Origin of the sequence: Campylobacter showae, from assembly GCF_900573985.1 — a bacterium.
GTDB classification, from domain to species: Bacteria; Campylobacterota; Campylobacteria; order Campylobacterales; family Campylobacteraceae; genus Campylobacter_A; species Campylobacter_A showae_E.
Genome location: NZ_UWOK01000001.1, coordinates 1,780,232 through 1,792,762 on the forward strand (window position 1 = coordinate 1,780,232; position 12,531 = coordinate 1,792,762).

9 protein-coding genes are annotated in these 12,531 nt (G+C 37.6%); 5 read left to right on the top strand and 4 right to left on the bottom strand.

The window, feature by feature from the left end; genetic code table 11:
- Positions 1-126: 126 nt before the first annotated feature.
- From EE116_RS08890 to EE116_RS08910, 4 genes are all read right to left on the bottom strand, one after another.
- Positions 127-1,341 carry a LysM peptidoglycan-binding domain-containing protein gene (locus EE116_RS08890; RefSeq protein WP_122874110.1) on the bottom strand — a complete coding sequence of 405 codons (1,215 nt, stop codon included), beginning with the start codon at positions 1,339-1,341 and terminating at the stop codon, positions 127-129.
- Positions 1,342-1,358: 17 nt separating this feature from the next.
- The gene (locus EE116_RS08895) at positions 1,359-1,955 is read right to left on the bottom strand and encodes a hypothetical protein (RefSeq protein ID WP_122874111.1); all 597 of its coding nucleotides are present in this window, start codon (positions 1,953-1,955) and stop codon (positions 1,359-1,361) included.
- Between the two features lie 957 nt (positions 1,956-2,912).
- Positions 2,913-5,339: an endopeptidase La gene (lon, locus tag EE116_RS08905; protein ID WP_122874112.1), complete on the bottom strand. Its 2,427-nt coding sequence runs from the start codon at positions 5,337-5,339 to the stop codon at positions 2,913-2,915.
- Positions 5,340-5,348: 9 nt separating this feature from the next.
- Positions 5,349-5,996, bottom strand: a complete 648-nt coding sequence (locus EE116_RS08910; protein WP_122874113.1) for an outer membrane protein assembly factor BamD — start codon at positions 5,994-5,996, stop codon at positions 5,349-5,351.
- A gap of 152 nt (positions 5,997-6,148) precedes the next feature.
- Here EE116_RS08910 and fliW point away from each other — a divergent pair, with 152 nt between their 5' ends.
- From fliW to EE116_RS08935, 5 genes are read left to right on the top strand one after another with little or no spacing between them, the layout of a single operon-like run.
- Positions 6,149-6,532, top strand: a complete 384-nt coding sequence (gene fliW, locus EE116_RS08915; protein ID WP_122874114.1) for a flagellar assembly protein FliW — start codon at positions 6,149-6,151, stop codon at positions 6,530-6,532.
- Positions 6,533-6,565: 33 nt separating this feature from the next.
- Entirely contained in the window at positions 6,566-10,540 is a 3,975-nt protein-coding gene (locus EE116_RS08920) for a hypothetical protein (RefSeq protein ID WP_122874115.1), read from the top strand.
- Positions 10,541-10,544: 4 nt separating this feature from the next.
- On the top strand, positions 10,545-11,153 hold the full coding sequence (locus tag EE116_RS08925) for a prepilin-type N-terminal cleavage/methylation domain-containing protein (protein WP_122874116.1): 609 nt from the start codon (positions 10,545-10,547) through the stop codon (positions 11,151-11,153).
- Complete coding sequence (locus EE116_RS08930) at positions 11,153-12,070, top strand: PulJ/GspJ family protein (protein ID WP_122874471.1); 918 nt, start codon at positions 11,153-11,155, stop codon at positions 12,068-12,070. Before EE116_RS08925 ends, EE116_RS08930 begins: the two co-directional genes overlap by 1 nt.
- Entirely contained in the window at positions 12,046-12,519 is a 474-nt protein-coding gene (locus EE116_RS08935) for a type IV pilus modification PilV family protein (protein WP_241091674.1), read from the top strand. Before EE116_RS08930 ends, EE116_RS08935 begins: the two co-directional genes overlap by 25 nt.
- Positions 12,520-12,531: the final 12 nt, after the last annotated feature.

Below are 12,531 nucleotides of genomic sequence, written 5' to 3' on the forward strand. Positions count from 1 at the left end.
TTAAATTTTATTTCCGACCCCCTACATCACTTTTCTAACATTGATAAGACAAAAACACAAACTATAATAACTTAAACGTAGTTTTGGCTACGACTTACATTGCCACCCCAATAACTCCTATTATCTTTAATAAAATATGATAGAACTCTTTTGAATCTTTGCCGTTGTTGCACCTAAACTCTTTCCGCCTTTTAGGATGCTTTTTTTATTGCTTCCTGTGTCCACTAGGATGTTTTCGGCGTTTCTATCGCCCGTTAGGACGCGATCTGTTTCGTTTAGAGCTAGTATGTTCGATTCTACCAATACTTTGTTTTCTAAGAAATTAACCCTGCTTTCATCTACCAGCCAAGTGTTTAGCTTTAGTAGCTCTTTTGTGACCATACCGTTTCTTTGAGCTATAGTCGAGAGGGTATCTCCGCTTTTTATTCCCTTGCTTCCCAGATCCAGCTCTTCGCCCGTTCTTATTAATATGTCGGAAAGCAGGAATGATACGGGAGGTATCTTATCGATCGCATTTCTTATCTCTAAATTTGAAAAGTTTCTTATGTCGTAAGTGTGGGAGTTGAGGGTTACGGTTGGGATATTAGGTATAGCGTTTATGATCTCAAATATCTCGGTAGCTTGTTTTACGCTACCTACCTCGGAGGCTGTTTTTATGGCTAGTGCATTTTTGTTTTTTTCGAGCGTAATTCTTTGGATAAAATCAGAATTTGAAACCGTGCTGATATCTACTTTGCTAAAGTCTCTTGTTTGAATATATCTTGCGTACTCGGGAAATATCTTTTTGCAAAAATTTCCATTGCTGCTTTCTAGCTCTTTGAGTATAAATTCTTTTTGGGAGACTTTGCCATAAATCGTTGGAGAATAAAACTCAAATTCTTTTAAATCAGATAATTCATTTTCAAGTAAATTTAAAGCCTTATCTGCTACGTATGTAGTAATAACTACTATTCCAACAGTTGTGGCGATAGTTAGCCAAACTGGTGTGGTAGATAACCCAAGCAATGAAGCAGTACCAGCCGATACGGCTGTAATAACTGACCTTTTAAATAATGCGGAACCAATTTTATATTTTATTATATTTTTTCCAATAGTGCTTAATACAACATAAAAATCATTGTTATTTTCATCTTTTGAAAGATTTACTGTTAAGTCAATAGCTGTTCCAACGCCAAAACCTACTTTTGCTATAAATTTTGCACCACTTGTAGCTATTTCTTTATCTGAACCAAGCGTATCTAATAACCCACTGGAAGTATCAAAATAAATTCCTGGAATTTTCAAAAAATCCGCATCTGTAAGAAATTTTTCTTCTGCATTGCTTGAGTTGTTGTCTGGCATTTTTTACTCCTTTAAAATTAGTTGTTTATTAATTTTAATTTTGTTTTTTCTATTGAAATTCGTTTATCATTATTTGTTTTAAACTGCAAAATAATATCGTTACTAGTTAATTTGTGTAGCAATGCAAGCAAATTGTCAAATCCATTGGTTGTATCATATACACATAAAATAAATGTCGAATTTTCATACAAATCAATACCATAATATCCGCGTTTATGACCACAATCTTTAAAATATAAACTTTCCAACAAAAAACTTTCGCCGTTAAAAGCAATCAATTTTTTATCCGTTATGTAAAACCCTGTATTTATAAAATTTTTTATAGTGCGTGGCAACAAACTGAATAAAATATAAATCAACAATAATGAACAACAAATTTTATAAAATATCGTTTCGGTAACAATAGCTATACAACAACCAATACCGACAATTAAACAAGAAAAAAACTCAACAAAAAGCCAAAATTTAGAGTGACAAGTAAATTTATAAAACACGCTTTCATCACTATCAAGCTTAATATTATATTTTTCTAAAAGCTCTTTTTCTAAATTTTCATCATTTTGGAATTTTAAATTTTCAATATCGATTTCTAAATTTTCTTTTAGTTTTTCCAAATTTTATCCTTTTTACAAAATTTCATCGTAAATTCAATCTCAGTCAGTATCATTGATACTGAATTTTATGAATTCACAAATTTAAACTTGCTATTGCTTTTAAATTCATGCAATATGTTTTAAAAAAATACATACAAAAGCAAAAACCATAAAATATAATGGGATAGATAGTAAATTGTTGGAATAAAAAGTAGGAAAGTATGGAATAAATAGCATAAAAGAATAAGAAATAAAAGTTACAAAGTAATCCTGATTCACTCCTGGCTCCCTGCATCTCACCCCACCTAAATTCAAGTTCCCATATTTTACCCTTGCCTGCCTTAAACTGCATTTAAGCTACAATCACTCTTTATTTTTAAAATATTATTGATTGTTAGGTATTTTTAATGCCTTATTAAGACTCATTGTGATTAAATTTAGGCCTAGATTTCAGGGTAGTTAGGAAAGTAGAGTTTGCGAAGGATATCTTTTTTGTTTTTTATTGTTTACTTATTTGGTGTGCCCTTATCCGCCAAATCCATATCCTTCTCCCCCTCTCTCTAAATCTCTAGAATCTACTAATCCTTCCATCCTATCTTCTAAGCTTCAAACTATGCTAGCAAACGAAGAAATAAGATCAAGTATATATCCCAGGCTTAGCCTAAGCACAAACAGCAAATACTAAGAAATACGCACGCTCAATAAAACTTAAGTAAATTTTAGCGGCGATTTCGTTCTATTGTTTGTAAAGTGTCTTGTCAATTTTAGTAAAGCGAGATATAGTCTTTACAGTTATTGCATGCAAACTCTGTTTCACCATGCTCTCTATTTTTAAGAATATCGGTAAAATTATAGTGTTTGTGCTTTACAAAATTTTTAAATTTTCTTGATCATAAATGAAATTTTAATCGTAAATTGATGATATTAAAGTAGAAATTTAGCCCCACTACCGAGGCTAAATTTAATCAAATTTAGTAGTTACTTTGTGACGAACGCATTTTTTAGCACGTCTTCGATGACGTCCACGGGGATGATTTGCATATCGTTTTTGACGTCTTGCGGTATGTCGCCTAGATCGCGCTCATAGTTTTTGCGCGGTATCAGAGCGGTTTTGATGCCGGCCTTATGCGCGGCGATGAGCTTTTCTTTTAGCCCGCCGATAGGTAGCACGCGGCCGCTGAGCGTGATCTCGCCCGTCATCGCCACGTCGCTTCGCACTTTGGTATCCGTTAGGATCGAGGCGATCGCCGTCACCATCGTGATACCTGCACTCGGTCCGTCTTTTGGCGTGGCGCCCTCTGGCACGTGAATGTGCAAGTCATAACGGCGATACACTTCGCTAGCGCTAGGCTCTTTTTTTACGCCATCTTTGACGTCGTCCGGCAGGCTCGGGATGATTTTAGTAGGCACTTTTATCTTTTTAGCGTCGATCAGCACTTTAACGAGGCTAAATGCGATATATGCGCTCTCCTTCATCACGTCGCCCAAAGAACCCGTGATCTGCAGACCGCCCTTGCCCTGTATGCGGATGGCTTCGATCTTTAGCACGTCGCCGCCCACGCTCGTCCACGCCAGCCCGTTTACCTGGCCGATCTGCGGCTTTTTGTCCGCATGCTCAATCTCAAAGACCTTTTTTTCTAAAAACTCGTTCAAATTTTTAGTCGTCACGGTTATCTTTTGCGCCTCGCCCTCAAGTAGCCTTTTTGCTGCCTTTCTAAAGATATCCGCTAGGCGGCGGCGCAGATTTCGCACTCCGCTTTCTCGCGTGTAGTCCGAGATGATGAGGCTTAGCACGTCTTTACCTAGAGTCACTTCGCTCGGCTTTAGCCCATGTTTTTTGAGCTCTTGGGGGATTAGATATTTTTTAGCGATCTCAAATTTTTCCTGCGGGGTGTATGAGCTAAGCTCGATAAACTCCATCCTATCGCGCAGTGCCGGCGGTATGGCGCTCACGTCGTTTGCCGTCGCGACGAAAACGACCTTGCTCAGGTCGATATTAAAATTTAAATAATAATCTCTAAATTTGTTATTTTGCTCGGGATCTAAAATCTCTAGCAGCACCGCCGTCGGATCGCCGCGAAAGCTCCTGCCGACCTTATCGATCTCGTCTAGTACGACGACCGGATTCATCTGCTTTGCTTCTATCAGTCCCTGCACGATGCGACCCGGCATCGCGCCGATGTAGGTGCGGCGGTGTCCGCGCAGCTCGTTTACGTCCTCCAGTCCGCCCAGTGCCACGCGCACTAGTTCGCGTTTTAGCGCCTTTGCGATGGAGTTTGCCAGACTCGTTTTACCAACGCCCGGAGGCCCCGCAAAGCACAAGATTGCGCCGTTATTTACCTTGCCCGCGAAGCCTCGCAGCTGTAAAAGCTCGCGCAGAGCAAAATACTCCTCTATCCTATCTTTTGGTCTTTCAAGCCCGTAGTGATCGGCGTTTAGCTGCTTTGCGACCTCTTGCACGCTTAGCTTTTTGTTTGCCAGGTTTTCAAACGGCACCTCAACAACCCAGTCGAGGTAGCTTTGCGTCGTGTTGGCGTCGGCAGAGTCTGGATGCATGCGCGATAGTTTGTCGATTTGCTTTTTTATCTCCTTATACGCGTCCTCGCCCATAAATTTTTTCTTAGCTTCCAGCTTCTTACGGTACTCCTCGATCTCCTCTTCGCGGCTCGTATCGGAGCCAAGCTCTTGCTGGATCTGCTTTAGCTGCTCTTTTAGAAAATACTCCTTATTTACCTTATCGATCCTTGAGTGGACTTTGTTTTTTATTTCGCGCTGAAGCTTGTTTGCCTCGATCTCCTCGATGACGTAGTCGATAAGTTTTAGTAGCTTTTGCTCCAAATTTTCCTCGATGAAAAACTCGTACGCCGTTTTTTTCTTGAGCCTTAGCGAGCTTAAAATCAGATCGCAAACACGGCTGGGCTCGGCGCTCTCCTCTATCGTTTTTAAAAGATCCGGTGGGAAAAAGTGGCTAAGCGCGGCCAGATCTCGCACCTTTTCGCGAAGCACGGTTAGTAGCGCGTCGCTTTTGGTATTTTCTGGTCTTTTTTCGTGCAACACGTCCACGACCGCTTGCAGCGGCTTTGAGGATATTTTTGAGACTATGCGGCCTTTGCTCGTGCCTTGAAATAAAATTTTTACTCTACCGTCCGGTAGCGGTACTCGCCTCATCACGGTGCCGATGACGCCGGCGTCATAGATGGAGTCAAATTCTCGCGCGCCTTCGTTTTGCGCTTTCGTCGGCACGACTAGGATGGGACTCTGCGACTCGAGAGCCAAATTTAGTGCTTCGATATTTTCCTCGTCGCTTAAAAAAAGCGGCGTGATCATAAAAGGATACAAAAACAGCTCGTCTTCTACGATGACGGGCAGCTGCGCAGGGAACATTTTTGATTCGTAAATTTGCAAATTTAGCTCCTACTCAAACATTTTTCTATACCAAGGAAGCTGCGGAAGCACGATATTTGCGTCGTTTAGAGGCGAGGCTTGTACTTTTTCTTTATAAATTTGCGCCGACTCGTCTCTGCCCGTGCGCTCGTATAAATCCGCTATCTGCACGTCTAGGTTGTAGATAGCGAGTTTAAATTTAACCAGCATAGTTTCAATCAGCGGGCGATACTGCGTGTTTGGGTAGACGTAGAGAAATTTTTCTATCTCGGCGATACTGTCTTGCATTAGCTTTTGGTTGCGATTCGGTTGTGAAAATGAATCAAAATTTGCTTTTATCTTCAAATACTGCGCAAATTCGCTCCTAGGGCCGCTATCGCCGTATCTTTTAAGGTATTCATCGAGGTAAAAATTCGCCATCAGATACTCTTCGTCGTTAGCGTGAGCTTGGGCTAGGATTAGTAGCATTTGCTCCAAAAGCGGGCTAGCTACGTGCTCGCTAGACATAGCCGTGTAGTGTTTGTCGGCGCTTTCTAGGTCGCGATTTTTGATATCGCCGATGATCTCGGAGTACCATTGATCCGGCGTTAGATTATAAAGCTCGGTGTATTTGTCGGCACAACCGCCGACTAAACCAACAAAAAACACCGCAGATAAAAATTTGATCAAATTTTTCATACGTTCCCTTAAATTTTAAATTTTTTAAAACGGACTATTTTACCATTGTTTTTATTTCTTTTCGGTAAATTTGATTTCATTTATGCTTAAAAATAGGAAATTTTGGATACAATTCGCGTAAATAAAGTAAATATATAATTAAGGAGACGTATATGATTTTTCAAGTCAAAAGTCCGATTTTAGGCTTTGAGCACATCAAAAGTTATGAGTTAAAAGAATTAGATCAGTTTTTCATAAAGCTTCAAAGCATGGACGACGATACATCTTTCACCGCGATAAATCCGTATGCTTTGAGAAATTACGAATTTGAGATACCAACGTACTATCAGGAGCTAATGGATATAAACGATCAAAGCGAGCTAAGGATTTACAACATCATGGTTGTAAGCACTCCGATCGAGACATCAACGGTAAATTTCATCGCTCCTATCGTTTGCAATATGACAAATATGACGCTCTCGCAAATAGTCCTTGATGCATGGGCATATCCGATGTATAAACAGGCTGAAAAAATTTCGGATTTTATACAACAATAAAATTCCGCCTTTCTCCAAACAAAAGGATATAAAATGAAAAAGTTAGAAATTGTTCTGATTGTTTTATTTGCATTAAGCAGCTCTCTATTTGCTGGAACACACAAAGACCAAGACGGATTTAGTCACAATATTACAACCATTGAAAAAGAAAAAACTCGCATTGGTCGAGATGGATATATAGACAATAACGAAGAAAAAACCTTAACAAAAAGAACAATAGATGAGATAATCGGAGGAAAAAGATCTGAAAAAAAAGTAATCTATGGAGATATAGAGACTATCGGAGCTTCAATAGTTAAAACTAAAGGCAATAGTGACCAAGGCACTTACTACAACTATCAACCACGAGATCCAAGATATAATCCAACAGAAAAAACATCGATAACAACAGTAGAGTTTGAAAAAGAAGATAAGTCATATGGAACAAATTCCGCAAAAGCTACTTTTAACTTCTCGGACAGAAAAGATCAAACAGGAACAGATATAGATAGAAAAATAACAGGAGAAAAAATAATATTTGCCAGACTATACTGGGGAGCAAGTATAGTACAAAGGTGGTCGAAAGAGCAAAATAGCTACGAAAACACCATAAAAGAATACTTTAAAAATATCAAAGGATTTAATCAGATAAAATTTGGGTATCCTAATAGTACCGGAGGTATGAGTTATAAAACCCTACAAGCCTTAGAAAAAGATACGAAATGGTTTGGCTCGCTTACCAATTTGGGCTTTAGATTTCAATATCAAGCAAGCTATGATGTAACAGATATAGTTAAGAAAGCATTAGGCACAACATCACCAGGAAGAACCTTTAGCGCAGGAGACATAAAAGTTTTTGCTGGCACTCCACCGCGTGTTCCGGGCTTTGTGTCGCTATATAATCCAAGTGATCCTTTAGACGGAGTATGGTATAGAAATGTGGCCTCCCCTACCTATGGAGGATGGGCTTTGGTTATAGTTTATGATTTTGGAACCACAGAAAATCATAATATGAAACCAAAAGGTATCAATATATATGACGGTATAAAACCCTTAACCCCTCTATATGGCGATGCTAGTACAGAAATGGAATTTAAAGATTTTTATACTCCAATAAGCGGCAAATTTGATGCATCTTTAACAATTTTATCGTTTGGTGCAGCAAAAGAGGTATTAGCTGAAGATATCCAGCTGAAAAAAAACAAAAGCGACCAATACTCTGATAATAATTCAGTATTTGTTTCTGGCGCAGATTCAATAAACCCAAAAGGCTCTCAGTTTAATAGTACTATTGCTAGATTTAACAAACATATGAATCCAAGCAAGATATACAACGCAAGTATGGATTTGGATATATATGATATTTCTGAGTTAATGAGCCATGGCCAAACAAATGCCTATGCTAAATTGAGTGCAAAAGTTGTTACAAACGGTGGCTCTTCAATGGGAGATGAAGCTACAGTTGGGCTAGTGGCATTTTCTACAGACTTATATGTCCCAAATGTTTGCTATGAAGAAAAGCTACTTTATAAAAGAAAAAACGATAACGATGCAACTTTTAAAGAAGTTAGCACAATAAGCGGAACAAAAACCGTTTTAAAAAAAGATGATATTTTAAGAGTTCAGCTTAGCATAAAAAATAAAACAAATGAAAGAGTAGAAAAGCTATCAATAATTGCAAATATAGATCCGACAAACGGAACATATAAAGACAATAGCACATATATTCATAAGTATAATGTAGGAAACTCCAATTTCATACTCGGCTCTCATAACAAAGACAATAAAGATCTTCAAAAAAAGATTACAAATGGTATTAAAGTTAATGTAGGACAAGGCGCCGACAGTGGAAACGGTGGTAGACTTAATCCTACAGACAGTGCTTTTATTCAATATGATATATCATTAAATGAAAATTTTAAAGAGAGTACTTATAAAGCCACATTCTCCAACGAAGCATTAAATCTCAAATATAATGATGGAATAATTATAAAAAAATGCGAAAAGAAAGATTATTTCTTGTCTATTTTTAATATAGCCGGATTTAAGGCGGTCAATCATAATTTCGCCAAAAAAGGTGATTCAGAAAACCTTTATACTCAGCTTGCAGGAAAAGGATTTAATACAAAGATCGTCTATATGGACGAAAACTTAAAAAACAACGAAACCCCTAAAGGCCCATCCGAGAATTTGGATGTAAGCGTTGAGGTAGTTGAGGATTGTGGTGGAGGATCCATAATACCTAAAATAGAAGGTCTGAGATTTAACAAGAGTACAGGGATTATAGAGATACCAAAAGATAGGCTATTGATAAATAATGCTTATCCATCATTGACATTTAGATTATCCTATATAGATCCGGCTCAAGATCCTGTTATAGACCCTCAAAATCCTACTGCACCGCCTAAAAAGAAGACTATAGTAAACTGTTTTTCAGACAGATTCTCCATAAGGCCTGAAAAATTTATGATGTATAACACTTCATCTGGTAGCTTTTTAGGCGATTCAAATTTACAGAATTTAATAGGAGGAAGAAACTATGCCGAAACAGGAGCTGTAGCAGTATTTAATACAAATAATATAGCCACTGGATATACTAGAATTTTAGAAACCAAATCTACTGAAATAGCACCAGGAAAGGACCCTGCATTAGATATAGTTCAATTTGAATCAACTCCAAGTGAAATATGCAAAGATAACATAAGCTCGAGTGTATTATCAGAAATAGCAGGTCACAAAATAAGTGCTGATTTTAATATGGGCAAAGCAAAATTTTATAAATCCGGTGCAATAAATTTCTCTTACCCGGATATAGGCCCCGCTAAACTTGCACTACAAGACTCATCTTTTACGCTTGTAGACCGAGCCTCTGGTGATTGTATAGCTGGTAGCAATTCCACCACACCGAATACGGAAGGAAAAATAGGTTGTGATATTAAATCGACTTTTGACTTTACTTTCTTACCTAATGATATATTAATAGACAATGTAACTGTTTCAAATTTTGCAAACAATATGACATATACTTCAAGCGATCCAGGAATGTATGCTAAAGTATTGTTTAATGCTCAAGCAAGAATTGATGATGCGGGAAGAAGCATAGCTAGACTATATACAAAAAATTGTTATGCTAAAAATGTAAATTTTACACTAGATATAGACCAGTTAATACCTGAATATACAATAGATAATAATGGAAATAATATAACAGGTATAGCCCAATTAAAAAACGATCTTTTGTTTTTTGAAGATACAACCAATTTAGACATTAGAAAAACAACAACAGGCAATGGTGGTGCTGGTCAATATCGAATATTAAATACAGCCTTTAGTGATGCTACGGCAATCGCAAGTGGAGAAGTGAGGTTTAATTTTGATAAAAATATTACTGCGCCTAGAAACCCTTTTGCCGTAAATAGTAAAATTTTTGAATTTAAAAATATAAGTGATGCGGATTCGGTAGCGGGAGCAACTTACAAAAAACCCGATACAGCAAATGAAACAGAGGCTAATTTTTATTACGGAAGAGTATATGCTCCTAAAAAATCTGGTCCCAAAAAAGGTTTTGATCACAATGTATACTTTGGCGTATACTGCAATCTTTGCGATACAGACAAATATATTATAGCAAAAACCGCCGATTTATTTCCGGATCAAGCAAACTGGTTTGTCAATGCAGAACATGACGGCACCGATATAGGTCAAGTCAAAAGTTACAAGCCAAATTCTCCTTCTACGAATGTATCTGTAAAAAAATCCGTACAAGATGGTATTGAAAAAATATTTTTATCAAGCTCGATTCCAGGTTCTGATACCATAAAAATGGAAGCCTCTTCTTGGCTTTTATTTAACCAAGTTGATAAAGACGCAAAGACAAATGATTTTATAGTAGAATTTACAGATGGTACTGTATGGGGAGGACAATCCCTAAACAAAGAAGGCAAAAACAAAGCCGGAGTAGGTTCTGTGGTGGGCGGAAGTAAGCTAGAAGACATACCAAGTCAAACAAATAGAAGACTAGAATGGTGATAATATGAGGCGCGGGTTTTCTTTGCTTGAGCTTGTAGTTTCTATTGTAGTTATGGGAATAGTTTTTTTATCTATTCCCACAATAATAATACAAAATGCGAAAAACAATACATCAGCTATAATTCAACAAAGCGTAATGGACACTAAAACACGTATAGCTCTTATACTTAAAGCACCATGGGGTTGCGTAAACGACACCTCTCTTATAGGTAAACCTACTCCTATTTTTAATGGTAATCCTGCGGATAATTTCTATACAAAAAACGGGATTTTGGAAACCGATAGAAGGAGGTTTTCACCTGCATCGGGTGATAGCTGCCTACCTCCAACTGCAACTTCTCAAGGGGAAAAAAGCATAAGCTCATTTAATGATAAAAAAGGATTAGAATTTAAAGTTAATCCAGAATCTATAACTTACAACAGAGATAACATAGTAAGTGCAACAATGAGGACAGAAATTAACACAAAAGACATGACAGGAACAGCAAATAATAATATCAAAGTCATAGAAATAACAACAACCGCACACGCTAGTCCAGATATAAATATAACACTTAGAGCATATTCATCAAATATAGGCGATAGTCCTACTATACATACAAGATCATGGTAATGAAAAAAGCCTTTACACTTCTTGAACTAACAGTTGTTTTGACTATCACTGGAATTTTATCCGTTCTAAGCACAGATATAATACTAAATGTATATAAAGGCTATTTACAGAGCAGAGCAATAAACACTCTTGAGGCTCAAACAGAGATAGTATTAGAACAAATCTCTAAAAGACTTATGTTTCGCATAAAAGAATCGACAATCGGCAGAAAGCCCACAGGGGAATTTGTATCCACCTCTGATACAGGACTTAATCAAGACTACACTATATTAGAGTGGATAAGCTATAGTTATGAAAGTTTTCAAGATGGGGGATGGAGTGGCTTTATAGATCTTCAAAACGCAAATACTACTCCACCAGCTACACCAGGTGGTGGTGGTGGAAAGATAGAAACACCGGGTAGCAACCTAACCAGAGCAAACAATACAATATCAGATCTGACAAACAAAAAAGCCACACTTAATAACAGCACTGTCGGAATATACTTTAGGGGCTTTGGTGCAAAGGTAAATACATCATTTGGATATGACAAGACAAATGCAAAATCAATAGGGACAGTCAATACTACAACAGGTAGCACTACAAATTTGACTATGCCTACATATAAAGGAACCGATATATCAGAGTATTACTATCTACTCCATACAGCTTATGCTATTGTTCCCGGAGACCCTTCTGCCAATGGCGACTCTAATTTAGTATTGCGTTATAACTATCGTCCATGGTTATTAGGAGCCGACAATCAATATAATGGTAAAAATTCAAATGGTTCTATAATTGCCACAAATGTTACCAGATTTAATTTCACGGAAGTAAATGGTATGATAGTGCTTAAACTATGCATGAGAGATGCCGGCAGATCACTTCGTAATGGTGAAGAGGAAACTACCGTATGCAAAACAAAGGCTATATACTAATGAGACGCGGATTTACAATGGTCATGGCAATCTTTTTTATGGTTTTAGTAGCCACTCTTGGTACATTTGCGCTTAGTTTATCTTCCGCTACCGCAAAACACACTACCGACATATTTTTAAGAGAGCAAGCAGAGCTTTTGGCGCAAGGTGCTACAGAGATAGCGGTGCAAAATTTGCTAGGCATGACTTTTAGTGCAGCAAACTGCCCTGATTCCAATGGTAATAGAAGAATTGTAGATACAAATTTTACGCCAGATGGTGGCGACACATCTTTATTTACAGCTACTGTTGACGTAATTAAAATTTTTGGTGACATTAATGGTTGCGGTACCGCCATATCCACAGACGCATCCAAAGGCACAGTAATACTTGATGTTACGGTAACAGCAAATCAAAATATCACAAATACCCCTATTAGATTCCATAGGCGCACTATCCAAAAGCTCTAATATGTGCTATAA

What these genes read in the sequence shown, in the direction of transcription:
- EE116_RS08935 (WP_241091674.1), top strand. Translation starts at nt 12,046, where the DNA reads ATGCAAAACAAAGGCTATATACTAATGAGACGCGGATTTACAATGGTC.
- fliW (WP_122874114.1), top strand. Translation starts at nt 6,149, where the DNA reads ATGATTTTTCAAGTCAAAAGTCCGATTTTAGGCTTTGAGCACATCAAA.
- EE116_RS08890 (WP_122874110.1), bottom strand. Translation starts at nt 1,341, where the DNA reads ATGCCAGACAACAACTCAAGCAATGCAGAAGAAAAATTTCTTACAGAT.
- EE116_RS08920 (WP_122874115.1), top strand. Translation starts at nt 6,566, where the DNA reads ATGAAAAAGTTAGAAATTGTTCTGATTGTTTTATTTGCATTAAGCAGC.
- EE116_RS08925 (WP_122874116.1), top strand. Translation starts at nt 10,545, where the DNA reads ATGAGGCGCGGGTTTTCTTTGCTTGAGCTTGTAGTTTCTATTGTAGTT.
- EE116_RS08930 (WP_122874471.1), top strand. Translation starts at nt 11,153, where the DNA reads ATGAAAAAAGCCTTTACACTTCTTGAACTAACAGTTGTTTTGACTATC.
- EE116_RS08910 (WP_122874113.1), bottom strand. Translation starts at nt 5,996, where the DNA reads ATGAAAAATTTGATCAAATTTTTATCTGCGGTGTTTTTTGTTGGTTTA.